The sequence below is a fragment of the Vibrio gangliei genome (genome assembly GCF_026001925.1).
In the GTDB taxonomy this organism is placed as follows: Bacteria; Pseudomonadota; Gammaproteobacteria; order Enterobacterales; family Vibrionaceae; genus Vibrio; species Vibrio gangliei.
The window spans coordinates 615,416-637,848 of the sequence record NZ_AP021870.1 but is presented as its reverse complement, the minus strand read 5'-3'; the positions used below and the strand labels follow the sequence as shown (position 1 = coordinate 637,848).

General features: G+C 42.4%; 21 protein-coding genes. 11 read left to right on the top strand and 10 right to left on the bottom strand.

What is annotated here, in order from left to right:
* The first annotated feature begins 106 nt into the window (after positions 1 to 106).
* The 3 genes from Vgang_RS14950 (at position 107) to Vgang_RS14940 (ending at position 2,510) form a co-directional block, all read left to right on the top strand.
* Positions 107 to 778 carry a response regulator transcription factor gene (locus Vgang_RS14950; RefSeq protein ID WP_105901629.1) on the top strand — a complete coding sequence of 224 codons (672 nt, stop codon included), beginning with the start codon at positions 107 to 109 and terminating at the stop codon, positions 776 to 778.
* A 28-nt stretch (positions 779 to 806) separates the two neighbouring features.
* Positions 807 to 1,997 (top strand): sensor histidine kinase, encoded by a 1,191-nt coding sequence (locus tag Vgang_RS14945; RefSeq protein ID WP_245879883.1) that lies wholly within the window; start codon positions 807 to 809, stop codon positions 1,995 to 1,997.
* Between the two features lie 123 nt (positions 1,998 to 2,120).
* The gene (locus Vgang_RS14940) at positions 2,121 to 2,510 is read left to right on the top strand and encodes a YgiW/YdeI family stress tolerance OB fold protein (RefSeq protein ID WP_105901627.1); all 390 of its coding nucleotides are present in this window, start codon (positions 2,121 to 2,123) and stop codon (positions 2,508 to 2,510) included.
* Positions 2,511 to 2,651: 141 nt separating this feature from the next.
* Here the strand turns inward: Vgang_RS14940 and Vgang_RS14935 are convergent, their stop codons facing one another.
* Entirely contained in the window at positions 2,652 to 4,043 is a 1,392-nt protein-coding gene (locus Vgang_RS14935; protein WP_406708316.1) for a YjiH family protein, read from the bottom strand.
* Positions 4,044 to 4,468: 425 nt separating this feature from the next.
* On the opposite strand from Vgang_RS14935, the gene Vgang_RS14930 reads away from it, so the two are divergent.
* The 3 genes from Vgang_RS14930 (at position 4,469) to Vgang_RS14920 (ending at position 7,777) form a co-directional block, all read left to right on the top strand.
* On the top strand, positions 4,469 to 5,944 hold the full coding sequence (locus Vgang_RS14930; RefSeq protein ID WP_245879882.1) for a DEAD/DEAH box helicase: 1,476 nt from the start codon (positions 4,469 to 4,471) through the stop codon (positions 5,942 to 5,944).
* 728 nt (positions 5,945 to 6,672) lie between these two features.
* The gene (locus tag Vgang_RS14925) at positions 6,673 to 7,023 is read left to right on the top strand and encodes a hypothetical protein (RefSeq protein ID WP_105901625.1); all 351 of its coding nucleotides are present in this window, start codon (positions 6,673 to 6,675) and stop codon (positions 7,021 to 7,023) included.
* 223 nt (positions 7,024 to 7,246) lie between these two features.
* Positions 7,247 to 7,777, top strand: coding sequence for a GNAT family N-acetyltransferase (locus Vgang_RS14920; protein WP_105901624.1), 531 nt, complete (start codon positions 7,247 to 7,249; stop codon positions 7,775 to 7,777).
* Between the two features lie 21 nt (positions 7,778 to 7,798).
* Here the strand turns inward: Vgang_RS14920 and Vgang_RS14915 are convergent, their stop codons facing one another.
* A complete protein-coding gene (locus Vgang_RS14915) occupies positions 7,799 to 8,710 on the bottom strand; it encodes a LysR family transcriptional regulator (RefSeq protein WP_105901623.1) in 912 nt (303 codons plus the stop codon).
* A gap of 180 nt (positions 8,711 to 8,890) precedes the next feature.
* On the opposite strand from Vgang_RS14915, the gene hisC reads away from it, so the two are divergent.
* On the top strand, positions 8,891 to 10,009 hold the full coding sequence (gene hisC / locus Vgang_RS14910) for a histidinol-phosphate transaminase (RefSeq protein ID WP_105901622.1): 1,119 nt from the start codon (positions 8,891 to 8,893) through the stop codon (positions 10,007 to 10,009).
* A 64-nt stretch (positions 10,010 to 10,073) separates the two neighbouring features.
* Positions 10,074 to 10,850 (top strand): ABC transporter substrate-binding protein, encoded by a 777-nt coding sequence (locus Vgang_RS14905; protein ID WP_105901621.1) that lies wholly within the window; start codon positions 10,074 to 10,076, stop codon positions 10,848 to 10,850.
* Positions 10,851 to 10,931: 81 nt separating this feature from the next.
* Here Vgang_RS14905 and Vgang_RS14900 read toward each other — a convergent pair whose 3' ends face one another.
* On the bottom strand, positions 10,932 to 11,864 hold the full coding sequence (locus Vgang_RS14900; RefSeq protein WP_105901620.1) for a Gfo/Idh/MocA family protein: 933 nt from the start codon (positions 11,862 to 11,864) through the stop codon (positions 10,932 to 10,934).
* 150 nt (positions 11,865 to 12,014) lie between these two features.
* Between Vgang_RS14900 and Vgang_RS14895 the strand changes: the two genes are divergently transcribed.
* From Vgang_RS14895 to Vgang_RS14885, 3 genes are all read left to right on the top strand, one after another.
* Entirely contained in the window at positions 12,015 to 12,629 is a 615-nt protein-coding gene (locus Vgang_RS14895; protein ID WP_105901619.1) for a LysE family translocator, read from the top strand.
* A gap of 22 nt (positions 12,630 to 12,651) precedes the next feature.
* A complete protein-coding gene (locus Vgang_RS14890; RefSeq protein ID WP_105901618.1) occupies positions 12,652 to 13,047 on the top strand; it encodes a DUF2391 family protein in 396 nt (131 codons plus the stop codon).
* A 171-nt stretch (positions 13,048 to 13,218) separates the two neighbouring features.
* Positions 13,219 to 13,479: a hypothetical protein gene (locus Vgang_RS14885; RefSeq protein ID WP_157946008.1), complete on the top strand. Its 261-nt coding sequence runs from the start codon at positions 13,219 to 13,221 to the stop codon at positions 13,477 to 13,479.
* Between the two features lie 136 nt (positions 13,480 to 13,615).
* On the opposite strand, the gene Vgang_RS14880 is transcribed toward Vgang_RS14885, so the two are convergent.
* The 7 genes from Vgang_RS14880 to Vgang_RS14850 form a co-directional block, all read right to left on the bottom strand.
* Positions 13,616 to 15,001 (bottom strand): alpha-amylase family glycosyl hydrolase, encoded by a 1,386-nt coding sequence (locus tag Vgang_RS14880; protein ID WP_105901616.1) that lies wholly within the window; start codon positions 14,999 to 15,001, stop codon positions 13,616 to 13,618.
* A gap of 112 nt (positions 15,002 to 15,113) precedes the next feature.
* On the bottom strand, positions 15,114 to 16,376 hold the full coding sequence (lamB, locus tag Vgang_RS14875) for a maltoporin LamB (protein ID WP_105901615.1): 1,263 nt from the start codon (positions 16,374 to 16,376) through the stop codon (positions 15,114 to 15,116).
* 381 nt (positions 16,377 to 16,757) lie between these two features.
* Positions 16,758 to 17,696: a DMT family transporter gene (locus Vgang_RS14870; protein ID WP_211293969.1), complete on the bottom strand. Its 939-nt coding sequence runs from the start codon at positions 17,694 to 17,696 to the stop codon at positions 16,758 to 16,760.
* 60 nt (positions 17,697 to 17,756) lie between these two features.
* Complete coding sequence (locus tag Vgang_RS14865) at positions 17,757 to 18,446, bottom strand: response regulator (protein ID WP_105901614.1); 690 nt, start codon at positions 18,444 to 18,446, stop codon at positions 17,757 to 17,759.
* 10 nt (positions 18,447 to 18,456) lie between these two features.
* Positions 18,457 to 20,061, bottom strand: a complete 1,605-nt coding sequence (locus Vgang_RS14860; RefSeq protein WP_105901613.1) for an ATP-binding protein — start codon at positions 20,059 to 20,061, stop codon at positions 18,457 to 18,459.
* 225 nt (positions 20,062 to 20,286) lie between these two features.
* Positions 20,287 to 21,795, bottom strand: a complete 1,509-nt coding sequence (locus tag Vgang_RS14855; RefSeq protein ID WP_105901612.1) for a tripartite tricarboxylate transporter permease — start codon at positions 21,793 to 21,795, stop codon at positions 20,287 to 20,289.
* 12 nt (positions 21,796 to 21,807) lie between these two features.
* Positions 21,808 to 22,317 (bottom strand): tripartite tricarboxylate transporter TctB family protein, encoded by a 510-nt coding sequence (locus Vgang_RS14850; RefSeq protein ID WP_105901813.1) that lies wholly within the window; start codon positions 22,315 to 22,317, stop codon positions 21,808 to 21,810.
* Positions 22,318 to 22,433: the final 116 nt, after the last annotated feature.

The following is a 22,433-nucleotide window of genomic DNA, read 5'->3' as shown; positions in this document are numbered from 1 at the left end:
TTTTTATATTTGTATTGTGGTTTGAGATGATTTGCAGGTATGGTAATGAGCAAAGCGTCAAGCAAACGTGAAGAAATAAAATAAACATCAAAAAAGTTGGAAAATGATGAAAGTATTGATTGTTGACGATACCTACAGCGTGGTGGAAACCATAGTGGATTATCTTGAATTGGAAGGGATGACCGTGGATTGCGCTTATAACGGAGAGAGTGCATTAACCTTAATCAAAGACAATCATTACGATGTGATTGTGATGGACATTATGATGCCCAAATTGGATGGCATTAGTACTGTAAAGAAAATTCGAGATGAATTATTTTGCAGTACGCCGATTCTATTTCTTACCGCGAAAGACACATTGAACGATAAGATTGAAGCCTTTCAGTCTGGCGGTGATGATTTCTTAAATAAACCCTTTGCAATGGAAGAGCTGTGCTTACGTTTACAGGCATTGCATCGCCGTGGGCCTCGTTTAGATGTGGGTAATTTGTCTTTTGCGGATTTGTCGATGAATTTACAGACCAACGAAGTTTTTCGCGCCGATCAGTTGATCAAACTCAGTAAAATTCAGCGCACCATCTTTAAATTATTATTGAAAAATGCGCCGGCAATTGTTTCGAAAGAGGCGGTGATTTCAGAAGTGTGGGGCGAGGAGTCTCCTTCTAGTGATTCGTTACGCAGCCACATTTATGGTTTAAGAAGTGCGTTAGATAAAGGGTTTGAAACAAGCCGACTTGAAACATTGCACGGACAGGGATATCGCTTAAAAAATGACTAATGCCCCCAGTTTTGCAAAGAAAATTCGCATGACTTTCATTGTGCTCACTAGCATGATGTTCCTATTATTTTGGGGATTAATCTACTTTGCTCAAGACCGGCTTGAAGTGATTAGCCTTGAGCATAGGCTAGCCACAGAGACACAAGAATATTTAAAAAACTACAAGCGTTATGGCTTCCGTGCAGATAAACCCGACCCGCAAGAGTTAGATACGTACTGGTCGAAAGAAGAGATGCCAGACTGGCTAGAACCGTATCAGCAGCCCGGTTTTTTTGAAGAACAACTTGGTGAAGAAGATAAACACTTTCTTGTCACGAAACATCCATCCGGATCTGGCTGGTTATATGTGGTCTTCCAAGATGATGCCGATGATTATTTGGATGAATATGAAGATAACTTGCACCTGATTACTTTTTTAGTGGGCGCTATTTTTCTTATTGCGGTCATGGCATACGGTATTTATTTTGTGCGTTTGTTATCTCATCCATTGATTGAGATTGAAAAGAAAATAGCCTCAATGGCACCGAATAAACCGGCGTTTGACGTGGATACACCTTATAAAGAAACGCGCAGTATTGAATACACCTTACTGGATAACAAAGCGCAAATATCAGCCTATTTTCAGCGCGAGCAAGAATTCAGTCGATTTGCGTCCCATGAATTAAGAACACCTATTATGGTGATTAAAGGCTCGACTGACTTACTGAAAAAAGTGCCCAATCTTCCTAATGTCGCGACCAAAGCGATAAATCGAATTGAATACGCTGGCAGTCAAATGCAAACCCTGACCGAAGCGTTTTTGTTATTAGGTAAAGAGCAAATAGAAGCGCACCACATGAGCCATGAAAATCTTTCTAAGCATATTCATTTGGTATTAGAGGAAATGGCGACGTATTTTGCGAAACAAGATGCTCAATATCAACTTCAAGAAGTCGATCCAAGTTGTGTCGATGCGCCACCAAGTTTTGTGGATATTGTCATGCTCAATTTGATCAAAAATGCCTTTAGTTACAGCATTGGTGATATCAACGTGGATTTGAATCATTGGACATTAACTGTGACTAATCAACATGAGGGTAATGATTTACATAATTCCGGATACGGTTGTGGACTTGTGATTATTGAGCGTATTTGTGCTCGCATGGGTTGGTCGTTCTCCACACATAATGATGGAAACGTGTTTATGGCGAAGGTGGTGTTTGCCTCTAAATCGCCCTGATTTTTATTTTTGGCACAATCACTAAAAAATGATGACTCTTCACGCTCTCTTCACATTAGCCTAGTTAAAGTAGCCTTATATCGTCGAACGACACACAAATAATGATAAAAAGGTGAACACACTATGAACAAAACATTAATGACACTTTCGCTTGCTGCCGTTCTTTCTACGCCTGCAATGGCTGCGACTGAGGTTGTTTCACCAAGTACAACTAATAATGGCCAAGGTGGTTTCCAAGGGCCGCGTCATGGACAAAATTTGATTACTTCAGTAAAACAAGCCAAAGACGCCAGTGACGATTACAAAGTAGTGCTGAAAGGCAAAATCAAAAGTTCGCTAGGCCATGAAGACTATATTTTTGCTGATGAGACGGGTGAAATTACGGTCGAAATTGATGATAAAAAATGGCATGGCCGTACTGTGACAACGGAGAATACAGTCGTACTTCGTGGTGAAGTGGATAAAGATTGGAATGAATTGACTATCGATGTGGATAGTTTAGAAGTGTTGTAATTCTGAATAATCAATTCGTTTAGTTAGAAATAAACAAGCCTGCATGGTTCTGAGAAAATCGTGCAGGCTTGTTTTATTATATCCTTCGTACTTGTCGCCTCACTGCAACTTCAATTACTTTGGATATAGTGCAGATTGGATTTAGAAAATTAAATGCGCTACACCAACAATCACAGGTAGGGTGATGAGGGTACGTAAAATGAAGATCACGAACAGCTCAATTAATGTGACTGGAATTTTACTACCAAGTAATAAAGCACCGACTTCCGACATATAAATCAATTGAGTAACTGACATTGCTGCAATGACAAAGCGTGTCATATCGCTGTGGATCGGCGCAGCAAGAATCGCAGGAATGAACATATCTGCAAAACCGACCATAATGGTTTGTGATGCTGCGACGGCTTCAGGAATACCCAACAGCTTTAAATATGGAATGAAAGGTTGGCCGATAATTTCAAAAAATGAGCTGTATTCAGCAATCATCAATGCGCCCGTACCTAATGCCATGACTACTGGCAGTACGCCAAACACCATATCAATGGCATTTTTCACACCTTCAATTAAGACTTTTTTGAATGAACCTACGTTGTTTGCTTTGGTTAACGCAAGGTGCATACCCCAAGAAAAATTGGTGTGCCCTGGTGGCAAGTCATCGGCTTTCATATCGGGTTCTGAGCCATCGATGAACACATCTTTTTTCCAACGTAGTGGTGGAATACGCGGCAAAATAATCGCGGCCACTAAGCCAGCAAGACAAACCGCAGCGTAGAAAGGTAAGAATAAGTGCTCCAGATTAACTTGCGCGATCACCACGAGGCTAAACGTAATCGATACTGCTGAGAAGGTGGTACCGACAATCGCTGCTTCACGTTGAGTATAGAATTTATCTTCATACTGCTTGCTGGTTAGCAAAATACCTACCGAGCCATCACCCAGCCAAGACGTCATACAGTCAATGGCTGAGCGACCAGGCAAATTGAAAATAGGGCGCATCACTTTACTGAGTAACGTACCGAATAGTTCAAGCAGGCCAAAATCAAGTAGCAGTGGTAATAACATGCCGGCAAAAATGAACACACAAAATAGTGTTGGCAGCAAGCCAGAAAGCACCATACCGCCAGTGTTTTCTTCCCAGATCATCTCTGGGCCCATTTGGTAATAAGCCATCACGGCTGCAATACCACCGCAAACACGTACCACATACCAAATTGGGGTTGGGGTTAATAAAGAGTGTAAAAAGGCATTATTTTTAATAAAGCTCGGTTTGATGGCTTTATAAAGCGTGGTGACGATCGCCATGAATGCGATAACAACCGTAATGATTTGCACAATATGGGTACTGATTGCTGCTTGCATCGCTTTAGCGAGAATGGCAACCGGAATGGTGTAAGAACCTTGGTAGCTCAGCGGCGCCATGAATAAAAACAAACCAATCAAAGAGGGGATAAGAAAGGTTAGGTATGTTTTTAATGGGTAGTGTTGTTTTTCTACCTTGTCGTTACCTGGTTGTGTTGGAGTGTTGTTCATTATGCTCTCAAATGATAATGCTTAAAAATCGCGCAATCCATCGCATAACTATTCACTATCAATCCATGATTTATTCAAGGTCGGCAAGAATACCGATTTTCAAACAAAAGTGAAATAGTTAATCCAGATTTTCTTTCAGACAAGTATAGCCATTGAAAATCGTCTCACTGTGAAACCGACTGTCTTGGCTGTGAATGTGAATTAGATCACGATAAAGCTTGCTGCAATCTGATCAAGCCGTCACAATAGCGCCACATTCCGAATTATTAATATCTCTTCCCCAGTTTCTATTAGATAGCCTTCGACTCTATTAGTCGTTTGAAATATTTGATAGATCGCTGCTGTGAAGCTGAGTAAAACTCAATAACGGTATTGATATTCATCCCCCAAAGCCGTTATGGCTTGTCTATTTTTCGAGATCAATATTTATGAGTTTTTCTTCTTTAGGTTTATCTGCCCCTATATTAAAAGCGGTGGAAGAGCAAGGCTACAGCACGCCATCACCAATTCAAGCGAAAGCAATTCCAGCAGTGATTGAAGGTAAAGATGTGATGGCCGCAGCGCAAACCGGCACCGGTAAAACGGCTGGCTTCACGTTGCCTATTCTTGAGCGACTATCAACCGGCAATCGCGTACGCCCAAATCAAGTCCGCGCGTTAATCTTAACTCCAACTCGCGAGTTGGCTGCGCAGGTGCAAGCGAATGTTGAGCAATACAGCAAATATACTCGCCTAAGTTCTAATGTTGTTTTTGGTGGCGTTAAAATTAATCCGCAAATGATGAAACTGCGTAAAGGCACGGATGTGTTGGTCGCAACCCCTGGCCGTTTATTGGATTTATACAATCAAAATGCATTGCGCTTTTCTCAATTAGAAGTGCTGGTGCTTGATGAAGCTGACCGTATGCTGGATATGGGTTTTATTCGTGATATTCGTAAGATCTTAGCAATGCTGCCGGCGAAACGTCAGAACCTTCTATTTTCGGCAACCTTCTCTGATGAGATCCGCGCTTTAGCGAAAGGCTTAGTGAATAACCCGGTTGAGATTTCGGTTAACCCAGCCAATCAAACCGCGACAACCGTTGATCAATGCATCTATCCTGCGGATCAAAAGAAAAAAGCCCCAATGCTATTAAAGCTTATTCAAGATAATGATTGGCAGCAGGTACTTGTGTTTAGCAAAACCAAACATGGTGCTAACCGATTAAGTCGTTTTTTAGATGAAAAGGGCGTGAGCTCTGCGGCAATTCACGGTAATAAGAGCCAAGGCGCACGTACTAAAGCGCTCGAAAATTTCAAAACTGGCGAAGTACGAGTTTTAGTGGCAACCGATATTGCTGCGCGTGGTATCGATATTGCTCAATTGCCGCAAGTCGTGAACTTCGATTTGCCGCACGTATCAGAAGATTACGTGCATCGCATTGGCCGTACAGGTCGTGCGGGTGCGACTGGTAAAGCAATTTCTCTTGTGTGCGCCGATGAAGCCAAAGATCTTTTTTCGATTGAGCGTCTAATTAAGCAAGTTCTACCACGTAAAAACTTAGAAGGTTTTGATGTGGTCAATAAACTGCCAGAGTCAAAGTTAGATACTCGACCAATCAAGCCAAAGAAACCGAAAAAGCCGAAGAAAGTACAATTCAATCAAGATGGCGCGGAAGGGCAAGCTAAGCGCCAATCTAATACAAACCACAGAGCTAATACAAATCACAGAGCTACTTCAAACCAGAAAGCCAATGAAAAACAAGATGGGCAACGTTCTGGCGATAATGCGCGTGGTCACAAGCCTGTAGGTAAAAACCGTCGTCATACTGGTAAGCCAAAGCAAGGACAAAATGAAGGCGCAGCTTCACCTGCCAAACGTAAGCCGAACCCAAAGCGTCAGTTTTCGACCAATAAATCCGCTTAACAACATCTAATCTTACTTTCCTATTTTTGACACAAAAGAAACATAGTCAAAAATAGGAAGTTCGCTGTGCGAAATCTCTCACACCAACTGTAAGCAATGTCGTTTTTATTATCTAACACCTCGCATCAATTTAACATAACTCATTGTTTTTGTTTGGTTATGTTTTTGTTTTGTTTGACCGAATCAATTTGGATATAAAAAATTGAACTGGGTCACTTGAGGAAAATCAGCAGAAGCGTAATCTTACTGGTGTCGAGAGGGAAACGACACAGGATTCAAGCAAAGCTAAGACGGCTTTATTCAGGATGAAGTTTGGTGGTTAGGATAACGACCAGCAGGATGCAAAGGACATTAAACGGATTAGATTAAGTTGTAGGATGCAGCTTAAAACGGATTTAATGGATACCTCTAGTTTGAGGAAGGAACACCGCTCAAGGAACAAGTGATGAGCGCTAGTCAGGAAGATTAGCTTGCAAGGAAGGCTTAGGACACCGCTCGGATGGCGAAGTACGGAAAGGCTTAGGATAAGCACTATCAAGGATTCGATGCATGGAGCATCAATAGTAGCTGGAATGCTGCGAGTAAGACTATAACCCCGATACGAAAGTGTCGGGGTTTTTCTTTTTTATGTGGTGTGAAGTTAAACAAAGTCCAAATTGAGATCAAACTAGTGTAAGATGCCGCCACTGCTCACTCTATGAGAGTGAATGAATTAAAAGGTTAATGACATGCAACACAGCGATTATGAAACACTGGTAAAAACTCTTTGCACCCTAGACTCAGTACCAACAGCACTTAAGTTCTTACAAATGAACAGCGATAGTAATGTAGCCGATGCGGCTAAATCTCTTTCTGGTCAATTTGCGATTGCAGAAGTTGAAGGGCAAAACCGTATTTACCATGTCAGCACTCAAACCGATGATAATGGTGTTGAACAAGAATACGTTGAACATATTATGAATGAAGGTGACGATATTATCCGCTTTGTAGCGTGGTTCTTCGACATCATGTTCGATGTAAAAAATAAAGATACTTATGCAGCAGCAGGTAAGACTTATACTCAGCCAAAGCGTAGCTAGAAATTGAGTGATTCATTTTGTGAAATTAAAGCCAGTAGAGTGATCTGCTGGCTTTTTTGATAGCTTCTCGGGGCTATCAGTTCAATTGTTCTGAATGGTATACACAAAAAAGTGCAATGTTCGGTGGATTTTTCGATACATTAGAGAAAACAATAAGATAATCAGAGCACACATGGAGTGGGCTATTGATGTCACTTTCCCATTATTTCTTTAAGGAGCAAGGATGTTCGTAAGAGAAGCTGAGTTTCAAGACTATTCACGTATCGCCCAAATTCATGCGAAAAGCTGGCAACAAGTTTATCAAGGCTTATTGGATGCTGAGTATTTAAACAATCGTGTAGAAGATGAACATTTGGCCATGTGGCAGACTCGACTCACTCAGCCTCCACTCAATCAGGGGGTGCTAGTGCTTGAAGATAACGATCAGATCTGTGGTTTTGTTTGCTTATATGGCAATCACAGTTTTGAGCAAGGCACCATGATTGATAACCTTCACGTTATTGATGGCCAGCGTGGTAAAGGGTATGGAAAAGCTTTACTGGCCAATGCAGCACAATGGGCTGAAAAGCATTTTTCTGACTCAGGTCTGTACCTAGAGGTGCTGGAAGGCAATGCCCCCGCCAAAGCCTTTTATTTATCTTTAAGACCACAAAATAGCGGTGATTTTATTTGGAAAGCGCCGTGTGGCTCTCAAGTTCTTTGTCACCGCTTGCGTTGGGAAAATCCACAACAGCTACTCGACGCAACGCGCTAGTTGCTCATTTGTGGTTAAATTTTATTCGGCCAATAGCGCAGCCAGAAGGTGCTCGATATGGGCAGCTTGACTGCTGGAATGATGCGATGTTTTTGGCCGAATAAAGTAATAACCTTTACCTGATGCCACTTGAAGTGAAAAGGGCGCTCTCAACCGGCCAAGCTCGATGTCTTGTGCTGCGAGTTTAATGTCTCCAATCGCAATACCAAAGCCATGCATAGCGGCATTCACAGACAGATCAAGGGTGGCGAAATGCTGGTTCTTTTTTCCCTTCAATTGATTAAGAGAAAGCGCATTTTCTTGAATGGCTAATGCGCTTAACCACAGTCGCCAATCGGTTTGTTGTTCCGTTGCATGAAGCCAAGTCTGTTTTTCCAAATCATGAATGTTATTCATCGCTAACGTCATTTGGTTTGTACAGACGGGCGTTAAAATTTCATCAAATAATTTGTTGTAGGCTAATGTGGAATCTTGTGTTTGCAGTTCTTCAAAATTGCCATAGCCAATCGCGGCATCAAAAGGCTCCGTGGCGAAATTCACATTGTGCTTAATTGATGAGGTTAGCTCAACATCCACTTCAGGATGGTTTTGTTGAAAATCCATCAACTTGGGTAGTAACCAAGTGGTAATGCAGCTTGGTGCTTTCAGTTTGATTTTCTGCTTGTCATGCGCGACATGTTCAATTGAGCGATGTAAGTAATTTAAGGTGTGTTCAACAAAGGGAAGAAACTCCGTTCCTTTAGCCGTTAAGCTCAGCCCGCGAGCGTGTCGATGAAACAAATCTACATTCAATCGTTTTTCCAGAGAGAGAATTTGTCGACTGACTGCGCCTTGCGTCACATTTAGACGATTTGCTGCCGCCGTAAAATTCAGTTCCTCTGCTGTAATGATAAAAGAATGTAGCTCTTTGATTGTGGGAAGTTTGTGGTACATCCTGAATGCCTAAATCCGTTTAGTGATGAGTTTTTATCATAGCTTGTATGATTAATTTTCGCTTCTTATTTTTTCTATTCTTTATATAGTAGTCAAAAGTTAATTATTTATGCTTTCTTTGTGAATATAAATGCTTTTGGTGGCTTGTTATTTACGAGGGTATTCGATTGGAGGCGATGGATGACAACAGGACAACATCAGTTAATAGAAAAATTAGTACCTGATTCGATAAAAAAACTCATACCTTATCAATCTGCTCGACGTATCGCGCGTGGTATGAAAAATACCGAAAATCATGTCTGGTTGAATGCAAATGAACTCGAAGTGTGTTGCCAATATGGGGATGAAAAAGAAGGGGGGAATTCGCACTACAATCGCTATCCTGATTATCTACCTACAGATCTGGCTTTTGCTTATTGGGATTATTGTAAACAAGCGCAACCTGTGATGGCTGATAGTGCCGAAATTATGGCCGTTCGCGGCGCCGATGAAGCCATTGATTTGTTGGTGAGAACCTTTTGTAAGCCAGGTAACGATCAAATTTTAGTGTGTCCACCGACTTACGGTATGTATGAATTTTGTGCCGATTCGATGGGCGTGAAAACGGCGGTAGTGCCACTTACCGCAGAGTTTCAGCTTAACCTTATCGATATTAAAAAGCAGTTAGCGGAAACCAGTATTGTGTTTTTATGCTCGCCAAATAACCCGACTGGGAATGTACTTGCCCAGCAAGATTTGGTCGATTTATTGGAATGTACTAAAGACGAAGCCTTGGTGGTGGTGGATGAAGCCTATATTGAGTTTGCTCCGCAAAGCACAGTTTTGCATTTAATGTCGCAATACCCGCATTTGGTGGTGATCCGCACGTTATCAAAAGCCTTTGGTCTCGCCGCGATTCGCATTGGTTTTTTAATCGGCGATCAAAGTGTGATGTCTTATGTTTCACGTTTGGTTGCGCCTTACCCGATTGCTGATCCAAGCGCCGAGATTGCTTTGAAAGCCTTATCGCCAACCGGCAGACAACAAATGGCGCAACAAACCTCAGAATTGATTGAAATTCGCGATTGGTTTATGGGAGAAGTGAGCCAACTGCCAATGGTAGAAAAGGTATTTCCATCAAGTACCAACTTTGTGCTTATCCGCTTTAAAGGAAGTGAGAACTTTTATCAATACTTGCTTAATCATGGCGTTGTGGCACGTAGCCCGGCACAAGAAGCAACCGTAAAAGGGTGTGTAAGAATTTCGATTGGTTCTGCCGAGAGCATGACGAAAACGTTAGATGTGTTAAAACAATACTGATTGATTTAAGGCTGTTGATGGTCACAGACCTTAGCTTAATAACAGAATAATAAAGGGATTTACTATGAAAAAATTACTGACTTTAGTGTCGATTTGCTTGGCTGTCGTGTCGGGTGCCGCTCAATCACAAGAACAAAAAGTGGTTCGTTTGGCCTCGGATTTTACTTACCCTCCATTCAATTATAAAAATGCGGAAGGCAAGCCTGTGGGTTTTGATATCGAAATTGCCAATGCTCTATGTAAAGAAGCGAATTTTAAATGTGAATGGGTTTCACAAGATTGGGATGGTTTAATCCCTGCGCTATTAGCAAGAAAAGCCGATGTGATCATGGCATCAATGCGTATTACTGAAGAGCGTAAAAAACGCGTGTTGTTTACCCATAAATACTACCAAACGCCTGCTCGTTTTGTGGCAAGAACCGATGCTGATTATAAGATGGATAAAGCCGGTTTAACGGGCAAAAACATCGGTGTTCAGTTAGGCACCATTCACGATACTTATGTAACCGAGAAGTTTGGTGATGTAGCAAACATTAAACGTTACAAAGGCCAAGATGAGGTGTATTTAGACCTATCGAATGGTCGTTTGGATGTGGCGTTCAGCAATGCCGATCAACTGCAACTGGCCTTCTTAGATAAACCGCTAGGTAAAGGTTTTGAATTGGCTGGTGAGCCTGTGACGGATAAAGCTTATGTGGGTGAGGGCACGGCACTGGCATTACGGAAACAAGATAAGAAACTGGCCGAAGCCTTTAATGAAGCGATTGATACCATTCGTCAAAATGGCACTTACGATAAAATCGCCAGCAAATATTTCAACTTTGACATCTACGGTGACTAAGTTTTATCATCATGGGTGGAGCGAAATCTGCAAAACAATAAAGCGACTCACTATTCAAATGAGTCGCTTTTTTATTGAGTACTATTTTAGCTTTTCCACTTTCTGACAAATCGCTTCAGCTAATAAATGGGAAGCAATATTTCTATCGATTAATTGCTGTGGCATTTTGCCGCTATCCACAACATTCAACCATTCTTCAACCATATTGGCGAAACCTTTCGTGGTTAACATTGGCATCCAATCTTTTGTCGTTAAATTTTCTGCCTTATCTTGTTGCCAACGGGTGCCCTGCATAAAGTTAGTGAATTGATAAGACTGATTTTCAAAGCAAGCCGTTACTGTTTCTTGAGTTTGACCAAACACTCGGTTCATCGAAGCATTTAATAAACTGCCTTGTTGTTGCCATTGCACGTTGATACTAGCCAGTTGTTGATTCGCTGTTTTATGGCTAATCACTTGAATATCTTGTAGATCAGATTTGGCGTAAATATTGACGCTGTCGAGCGGATGAATAAAGTCATCAAAAATAAAGGTTCTTACTTCACCCGGTTGATTAAAGCGATGTTTTTCCCAGCGTAAACTCAATAATGATTGCTCAGGCTTGCCAGATTGTATGCCATGTAAATGCTGGTTGAATAAAGGAATATGGCGACGATTAAAGCCAACATACAATGGGGTATTTTTGCGGGCCGCAAGTTCATATAAGGCTTCACAATCGTGACCGTTGTCCATTAAGGGTTTATCAACAAAAGTAGCAATGCCTTGTTCTAAGAAAAATTGAGCAATGGATTGGTGGCTGGATGTTGCACTGTGGATCATCACAGCATCTACGCCTGCTTGCACTAATTGGCGATAATCCGTATAGGTTTCTTTAATGCGATATTGATGAGCCAATTGAGAGAGAGTCGTGGCGTTACGTGTACAAAACACCCATTCAATACCTTCAATATGAGTGATAAAGGGCAAATACGCTTTTTGAGCAATACCGCCAAGGCCAATTAATGCAATTTTCATGTCCCATCCTTTGTTCATTCATCTGTTCATTTTTATGCTTTTTACATCATACGGATTTTTTTCGAGGCTGTTGATCTTTAGTGATAATTTTTTGATTACAATGCAGAATGCGATTAAGCGCAAAGCATATAAAAATGAAAAAGGATTCCCATGACCGTTAGTATTTGGATGTCGCTATTATTAATTTGCCTATTAGGTGCTATGTCACCAGGGCCAAGCCTCGCCATGGTGGCAAAACATAGCCTAGCGGGTGGACGTAAAAATGGGTTAGCCACCGCTTGGGCTCATGCTTTTGGCATCGGCTTATACGCATTATTTACCATTCTCGGTTTGGCGATTTTATTGCACCAATTTCCACTGGTGTTCAAAGTCATAACGTATGCCGGTGCCGCTTATTTAGCGTGGTTGGGCTTTAATGCGCTGCAATCAAAAGGGGGCATTGCGGAACGATTAGAGAAAGGACAAACTTGTTCGGTGGCGCAATCAGCCAAAGAGGGGTTTTTGATTTCTATTTTGAGCCCGAAAATTGCCATCTTTTTTACTGCCTTGTTCAGTCAGTTTGTGGCTGTCAGCGCAGAAACCAGCAGTAAAGCTATTATTGTTATGACGCCATTTTTGGTCGATGGTTTATGGTATACCTTGATTACGTTCATGCTTTCTAGTCAATTATTATTAGAAACGTTACGAAATAAAGCGCAATGGATTGACAGAATTTCCGGCGTGGTACTGATCGCCTTAGCCATTCGCGTGGTGTGGATGCTGTAGCGGTAAACCTTGGGGGATGACTATGAAACTCAATTTTAACTGGGAAGATGCCAGCCAAGTTATTATTGGTGCATTTACGCTTGCGGTGCCGATTTCATTTTCTGAAGAAGCCTGGGACTTGAGCAAAACCTTACCGCTAGAAAATGTCGCCATGCTGTTTGCCATCTCGATCATATTTTTAGGCTTTTATGCCTATCAGAGCGTGTTCCAAAGTGATGTAAAGCGCCGTTTACTGGCTTTCTTTCTGCGTATTGTGATTGCTTATCTGTTAACGATATTCGTAGTGGCACTTGTGTTAGTGACACTGGATAAACTGCCCCTAGAGTCTGACCCATTACTGGCCTTTAAACGATTGATTCTTATTGCAATGCCCGCTTCAATGGGCGCAATTGTGGTGGATAGCTTCGATAAGGAGTGAGAATTTTCTAACCACGATACGCAAATTAACCACAAATAAAATTAGACAGCCTCAAAAAATACTGTATATTTAAACAGTGATTTTTGAGGCAAGTTTTGATGGTTTTCGTTATAGCTAAAGCGAGTCATTTGTCTTGAAGATCTGATGAATCAATGGCAAGAGGACAAAGACATGACGAACGTTTACCCATTTACTAAACCTGAATACGCTACCGAAGATCAAGTTGCTAACTTACGTTGGATGTTTTCTCCTTTTGATCCAAGCCGTGATCGATTCACCATTGCTAAAATTGCCACAACTTATCAAATCATGCATTTTGCTGATCGCGGCTGTACGCTCACACCAAAAGAGATTCATGAGTACTTAAGTGAAATAAAACCTATGCCAACCACCGCATTTAAAATGGTTTCTAACATGATGACGGCGTGTTAGTTCGAGCACGATGTTACACAGACTAAAAGTTACATAAACTAAAAGTTACACAGACTAAAAAGCCAGTAGTACACACGGTAACTACTGGCTTTTATTCATTTCAGCGTGAATTATTGAGCCTAAGAATCTAAGAAACTTAAGCCAACAACATTACTCCAGATTGAGCGGGAAGCGTTAATGTGTGTTGCAATAGATCATCACCACCAAGCCACATGTTAAATTGATTTGCACTGAAGGCACCATTAGGTAAGTTAATTTGGTGTTCCTCATTACCTTTATTGATAGCAACAATGCCGACGGGCTTTTCTTCAGTGCCCCTTAATACCACCAACACATCGTCCGTTGCTTTTAGAATATGCACAGGTTGCCCATGCACCTTCTTATGGAACTGAATCATTTTAAGTAGGGTATTATCGTGCCAGCTTTGCTCCCAACGTGGGTAGCCAAGCGCATCAAGATCGTTACTGGTGTTCTGGTCTGTATAAATCAGCGGTGCGCCATCACTACAGCCTAGCAGGTAACAATACACAAGTTGTTCTTGTTGCGGAGACAGCATTTGATTACGGAACACATCGTTGTTCGGAATATCATGCGTAACCGCAAATGTAATCGCACGCTTGGCCTCTAAGCATTGACCTTGTTCTTTCAAATCTTGTAGTGACGTCATACTGCCGTCGTATTTAAATACGTTGAGCAACTTATGGAATAGCGGAAAGTCATAAGCATCAAAACAAGTGGTTTGAATAAATGGCTTTAAGAACACTTCGTATTCGGTTTTGCCTTCACCGCCATCTGTGATGATCTCACTAAAGATCTTTACTCCTTGGCAAATGTCATCGGTCCATACTTTGGCAATATGGTCAGGCGATAAATGTTTAGCCGCATCAATTCGAAAGCCGGTTACGCCGAGTGTTTTCATCGCTTGAATGTAGGATTGTTGCTGCGCGACAACATTATTGGTCGGGGCTAGCGTCGGTAGGCCAGGATCGGTCTCACTGCTACTTAAACGACCTTTCTGTACTTCACTCGCATCAAGCCAGTTGGTGATAGGGAAAGCGGGCTCAAAGTCTTGCTCAGTAAATAACGGCTGAGATAGATCGCCAAATAATTTTAGTGAATTAAAGTGTTCAGCTTGCGCTTGATATTGTGCAAGTGTCTCAGCATTAGGGTAGGTTAAATCAGTACGTACGTGTGATTCATTCGCCATATGATTGAACACCACATCCAGATACAAACGGATGCCTTGCGCGGCCAAGGCTTGCTGCATAGCAATAAAATCATGGGTGTTACCGAGTGGATTGTTGATCACACGATAATCTTGAGGTTGATAGCGATTCCACCATTCTGAATGAGCAGGGGATGTCATCGCAGGAGAAACCAATACGGAATCATAGCCTAGTTGAGCAATACGCTCGGCTTCATTGGCCACTTTTTGATAAGACCAATCAAAGGCATGTAAAATCACATCGGCAGAAGACGCTGCTGCTTGAGCAGAAACAGGTTGATTTGTGAATACAGACATAATGCCTCTTTAATATTTCTGTTCGTTATCGAGTAACGTTATAAAAAGAATTATTGTAACGCACAACGCCAGCGAAAGTGCTGGCGAAGTGTTTTAGCTTAAACGTTTAGGCTTACCACCATGCTTCAGCTTGGATACCGACTGATAGTTCGTCAGATTGGTCGCTACCAAAGCGGTTGTCGTTCTCGAAATCATTCACGTAAGATGCGTAAACGCGGATTTCAGGACGAGCCCAGAAGCCAGAGCCAGCAGTCCATGCTTGTGCAACGGTGAATTTCGCACCTTCGTTGTCAGCACCGTCCGTACCCCATTGGTTAGTTTCATTGTAGTAACCAGCTTCGAACTCAGTTTTCACGGTTTCTGACCAGTTATAAATAGGGCGCATTACGATGTTAGCAAACTGGTGGTCTTTTTTATCGCCTTCATAAGAGCTTTGAGCAAACATTACTTGGTGACCGAAATCCCAGTTCTCGCTTAAATCTACTACACCGAAGTTAATCACACGGAAACCAGTATCTCCGTCAGAAACCGCAGGGATCCAGCTACCTGAACCTAAACCAGCCATACCAGATGCAGCACCGTTAGTACCAAATTGGAATACAGTTTTGTTGAAGCCACCGAAGAAGTTACCTTGAGTGATAACCGCGGTTGCCATTACGCTATCTTCGCCATCAAAATCTGCATCTTCTTGGTCATCACTTTCGTTAACCATGTAGTAGTTAACACCTAATTCTAATGATGCATCTTGCCATAAACCCAGACCAGCATAGCGAAGGTCAAAGTTATTGATGTTCACATTCTGGTTCACACCATCGATACCCATGTCATTGCCTAGTGAATCATCACGCATGAAGGCAAAAGATAACTTACCTGGGCCTACAGTCACATTTTCAATACCGCCGCCTGCGCCACCAGATGTGTTCCAGTAGTAGAAGTCAGTGATATGGATATCTTGACGTTGGTAGTAACGTTTACCTGCCCAAAGCACCGCTTCTTTATCGAAATCGAGTAGGCCTTTAGCTTGTACGTTGAACTGTGCTAGAGCAACATCGGCACCGTTGTCATCATCACGCGCTGATTCCCAGCCGTTTGAACCATCAGAGCCGTATGCGATCATTGAGCTTACGATAAATTCTGCACTGTCACCGGCTTTAATAGGAGTGGTATCAAGTTGGATTTCGCCGTACACATCGTCTTCGTTACCTAGACGACCAACTTTATTCTTTTCGTAAGATTCGTTAGCACCACCGTGTGCGCTTACACCAGCACCAGCACGCATATAACCGTGGAAATCAACACCAACTGCCATTGCACTAGAAGCGAGTAGAGCAGAAGATACTGCAGCAGCAGTTAAACAAACTTTGAGGGTCTTCATAATTACAATCCTTTATATTGTTTCATCATGCCCAGCGTTTGAATTCATCTTGAATTGATGCTGGGGTTGTGAATCTCTGAATGCTTAATTTCGTTTTTAGCTTTGTCATCCAGCGATGGAGTAATCATGTTTCAGACGAGGGTTTTGAACATCCTCCTAAAGCCAGAGGCGTAGGGGAGTAGAGCGGGAGGATGAGTGCGGTGATCACACTCTGTGACAAGGATTTTTAAACCGAATGTGATCTTGAACAGAAATGGTGTGGTATGGCGTAAATTTTTGAGAGATTCTGCACACTAGAGGGGAATTTGTGAGCCGGTTAGCATTTCACGATTATGACCGAAAAATGCCAACCTAATGAGTAAACTTTTGCTTTTTATGCGGTTATAACGCGGGTTTGGCTTTGCGAGTAACCAGATAAATCCCTGAGCAAACAAGTACTAACGCGATAAGGTTTTTCCACTCGAAGATGTTCTCATGTAGAAACAGCGCAGATAGTAAGCTACCGAAGATTGGGATAAGGAAGTTAAAAATGGTCACCATTCCTACCGGATTGTATTTGAGTAATACACTCCAAACCGCAAACGCAGCCGATGACAATAAAGCCAAATAAATAAGCAATAAGACACTAGCGACATGAAACTCACCACTATGTCCACCTGACAAGTAGCCAATCAATAGTAAAGCTGCACCACCTAAACTCAGTTGCCAGCCTGTCATTAGCATGGCATCCATCTTTTGCGATAAACGCTTACCGTAGATAGAAGCTGAGGCTAAGAAGAACGCTGCTAATACAATAGACCCTTCACCAGCTAGGCTAAACTGAAAATCAAGCAAAGATTGGTTAAAGTTCACCAAGAACACGCCAGCGAAACCAACTGTGCAGCCCAGTAACTTCCGATGTGTCAGGCGGTCATTGTGATAAATGAAATGCGCCAACAACACACTAAAGAAGGTGCCCGTCGCATTAAGAATCGAGGCTTTAACCCCAGTCGTATAAGCCAAACCAATATAGAAGAAAATATACTGTAGCGTCGTTTGCGTTAAGCCGAGTGCTGCAAGTTGGCTGAATTTTGGAAGGGTAAGTTTTAACTGTGGTTTGTTAAGCAAACGAGCAAGAACTAATAAGATCAAACCTGCCAGCAAGAAACGTTGCCCAGCAAACACCATTTGTGAAGCCACATCATGTTGTTCAATAGCCAGTAAAGCGTAACCTGTCTTGATTGCCGGGTAAGCGCTGCCCCATAAAAAGGTACATAAAATGGCGAGAGCAAACACAACCGGTAAGCGGGTAAATAAATTGTCAGTATTAGGCTTCATCATTGAGTAAAATCCTATGGAAAATGAAGTTCTAATATATCAAAAAAGTGTTTCATTTGTGCACTATTCTAGCTTCACATACACTCTTTCTGGTCGGCCAACTTTACCGTATTCGTTTTCTGCGGTTAATAACCCGTTGGCGGTGCAATATTCTAAATATCGGCGAGCAGTGGTTTTACCAATACCAACTGCTTGGCTGAGTTGATCGACCGTATATTTGGTGCCAATATTTTGTGAAAATACCCGTTTGATCTTATCCAAAGTGAGGCTTTCAATACCTTTGGGCAATTGGCTTTGTTGCTTATCACGCAGCTTCATATTGAATAGGTCATCAATTTGGCGTTGCTCTAGATTATCGAAAGCTTTCATAGCATTATTGAGTGATAAATAACGTTCCAATGTTTCTTGCAATCGACTGTACGACACAGGTTTTAGTAGGTAGTCGAAACAGCCGAGTTTCATTGCCGATTTTACGGTGTCGATTTCATCTGAAGCGGTAATTAACACAATGTCAGTTTTGCTGGTGGTTTTATCTGCCACGATGTCACGGAAAAAATCGATCCCAAGTCCATCAGGTAAGTAGTTATCTAAAATGATGAGATGGGGCTTATGGACTTTCACCATCACGCGTGCCATTTGCAAGGTTTCGGCAATGCCTACTGGATTAAAGCGTGTTGTTTGCCTTAGCATTTCAGCATGTATTTCCGCAATTTTGCTATCGTCTTCAACGATCAATACGTCAATTTGTTCCATGGATTTTCCTTTACTGAGGGCTATCTGCTTGGTTTGGAATAAAGACAGAAAATATACAGCCTTGAGGTTCCGCATCGTTGACGGTCACAATGCCGTTTGCCTGTGTCACATATTGATTCACTAAATACAGACCAATGCCGTGATGGTGTTTATCGGGTTTGCAGGTAAACCCTCTTTTCCAAATATGATCGACGGTTTCTGCATCAATACCCGTGCCGTTATCGGTCACTTCAATCACTAAGTCTTGACCCGCATCAGAGAGTAACACTTCCACAACTCGTGAACTGTTGGCATTTTTCAGTGTGCTATCAAAAGCATTTTCAATCAGGTTGCCTAAAATGGCGCACAATTCGGTTTCTGATAAATTGCAGTTAAGATGGCTTAATTGACAAGTCGGATCTAACTGCAGTTTTAACCCTAACTCTTTGGCTCGTAATGATTTTCCTAATAATAAACCTGCGACCTGATCAAGCTCAATATGACGTTGAACAAAATCGAGCAGTTGTTGCTTGTTGCTGTTTTCACTCGCAATTAGTGACTGAACTTCATCAATCTTCCCCATTTGTAGAAGCCCGGAAATGGTCGCTAGGCGATTAGAATATTCGTGCCTTTGAACACGCAAATTATCACTGTATTGCTTAATTTGAGTGAGGTCAGTGGTGAGTGAATAGATTTCGTCTTTGGCACGAAAACTGATCACCCAGCCTATGATTTGTTGCTGATTGAAAATAGCGACTCGATTGGCAATTAAGTTGTGTCCATTCAGCTGAATCATTTCATCTTTTAAATTTTCGTCTAAAGGTTGATGGAAAAAGAACTCACTGTTTGCAACATATTCGATGATTTGGCGCTTTTTTAAATAATGCATATCATGCTGCGTACCGATGATTTTTCGAGCTGAATCATTGAGTGCGAGAAAGTAGCCTTGGCTATCAATCGCTATCACGCCTTCATAGACTGAACTTAAAATCGATTTTTGTAAATTGAGGGCTAAAGCGATTTGATGCGGCTCCATGCCATTCATTTGTTGTTGAATGTGGCGGGAGAATGCCCAAGACGCGATCATGGTAAGCAAAAGAATCACGACCATTTCAATTAATAGCGGCTGCATATAATTGTTGAGCCATTGATCAAAACGGTTTAATAAGTAGCCGACGGATACCACGCCAATAATCTCATGATTTTCATCGAAAATAGGGGTTTTGCCGCGTAAACCATAGCCTAGGCTACCTTCACGCAACGTGACATAGGATTCGCCACGCTCTAATACACCAACGTTATCCCCGCCTTGCATTGGGTGTCCGACACTGGTTGGGGTAGGGTGAGCAAGACGTATTCCTTGCTTGTCACCGATGACGATAAAGCTGGCATCAGAAATTTTAGCTAGCCGTTCAATATGCGGTTTGATGCCTGAAATATCACGCTGCTGGACTTGTTTTATTAGCTCAGGATCGGAGGCAATTTCTTTGGCTTGAACTAAAGCACGAGTGCCGACTTGATGCTTGATCGATTCGAGTAAAGTTCTATCGAATTGCCATACCATCACCGCGACTTGGACGCACAATAGGCTAAACAGCAATAAGAAAACTTTCGTCCGGAAGGCGATTTTGTTCATGGCTACCACTTATGATCAAAAAATATCGCGTTATGTTAACCAAAAGTAAACAAAGAGACAGTGACGGTTTTCGAGCTTTAGTAATGAGTTTTATTGAAAAGTGCGAGTACGGCGAAGTTTTACAAATCAATAGACCCTAGACATGGCTTAATGCAAAAAAAAGCCCAAACACGAAGTCTGGGCAAAGGGGCGGATAAGACCCATAAGTTTACAAAGGAAAAACGATTAATTGGTGACAGGCTTTTGCGTCATCTTGGTACGAATGAATCCGAAAATAGGTAACAAGATAGATAATGCTATGACCACTAAAAGAATTTGCGCAATACCTGACTGAGAGAAAATGGTCAGATCTTGGTTCGAAATTCTAAATGCTTGGCGGAATGATTGTTCCATTTGGCTGCCAACAATCGCGGCTAAGATCATGGGTGCCGTTGGAATATTAGCGCGGCCCATAATCACTCCGGCAATACCAAGAATGATTAAGATGTAGAAATCCATCACCGCTGTGCTGATTGCATAACACCCCACAAACGCAAGGCCAAGTACGATGGGATAAAGCACTTTGGCTGGGATTGCGAGCAAGCGAACCAATACGCCAGCCAGAGGGATGTTGACGATAGCCAAAATGATGTTAGCTACGAACATACTGGCGATTAAGCCCCAAGCGGTATCTGGATGTTGAGTAAATAGCAATGGTCCAGGTTGAATGCCTAGCATGAGTAGTGCGCCCATCATTACCGCAGTGGTACCTGAACCTGGAACGCCAAGTGACAGCATAGGGATCATCGCACCGATTGAGGCGGCGTTATTGGCCGATTCTGGCGCCGCTAAGCCTTCAATCGCCCCTTTGCCAAATTCATCTTTATTTTTAGACAGTTGCTTCTCATTGTTGTAACACATGAGTGAGGCCATTGTGCCGCCCGCACCCGGTAGTGCCCCGATGATAAAACCGACGGGGGCGCTACGCAGAATTGGCCATTTGGAACGTTGCCATTCTTCTTTATTGATCCAAATCTTTTTGAACTCAGTTTGCACATTTTTACTGCCATCGCTCAGCGTTTTGAAGCTCTTAAATACTTCACCCATGGCGTAAATACCAATGATCACCACTAAGAAATCAATACCAGTCTGCAACTCTAAGCTGCCAAAAGTGAAACGTTCTAAGCCAGATTGACCATCAATACCAACGGTTGAAATCGCAAGGCCAATACACATGGACAAGAAACCTTTCAGCATATTGCCTTTTGACATAGAGACCGTCATGGAAAGCGCTGCTACCATCAGTAAGAAGTATTCTGCAGGGCCAAACTTAATGGCAAAGCTCGCCACTGGTTCAGCAAGTAAGGTCATTAATACCGCAGCAATGGTTCCGCCGATTAAGGACGCAATCGCTGAGATGGCAAGAGCGGCTTCTGCACGGCCTTTCATCGCCATTGGGTAACCATCAAAGGTGGCAGCCAGTGCAGCGCCATCTCCCGGTGTATTGATGAGAATCGAACTGCGCGAACCGCCAAACATCGCGCCAATATAAACGCCGGTCATCGTAATCAGAGAAGCGGTTGGCCCCATCGAGAATGTCATAGGTAGTAATACTGCGACACCAGTAGCAGGGCCGAGGCCGGGTAGCATGCCAATGACCGTACCTAATATACCGCCGAGTACGATTAAAAAGAGGTAATAAGGTTGGAGCGCGATGCCAAAGCCATCCATTAAACTCGCTAAAATATCCGTCATGATTTAGCTCCGTTAATTAAAAAATGGGAAAGGAGGAAGGTTGACGGATAACAGTTCGTTAAACGTCACAAACACGCCGACTGAAAACGCCAAAGCGATGATGGCACTTTTCTTCCAGGCACTGGTGCCACAAGTCACCATAAGCATGGCATACATGAAAATAAAGGTGCTGATCACGTAGCCTAGTGGGTCAAATGTCACGGCGTAGATTAAGCAAATCACGCAAGTAATAGCGATTTTGCGGCGGTTGGCTTTATGTTGCGCATTCTCATTTAGCATGGCTTTGACTGCGGCAATGGATGGGCTAATGCCACCTTTGATCACCAACAATACACCAATAAAAATGGCAATCGCTGAAATCACCAATGGCATAAAAATCGCTTCTAGTGGATTACCAAACATAGGTTGTGGCAGGTTGTAGGCATAACCGCCGTAGGCTAAACCAAACACAATGCTGAATAGGCCTGTTAAGCCATCCCAGTTTGCTGATTTTTGGATAGATCTATCTTGCTGATGAGACATATTGTTACCTCTAAACAATAAATAGGCGTTAATTTGAATCGCTTGGATCGTTGACTCGATAGCAATTACGTTAAGAAAAGGCTGCAAACACAGCCTTTTGAGAGCAATAGTGAAAG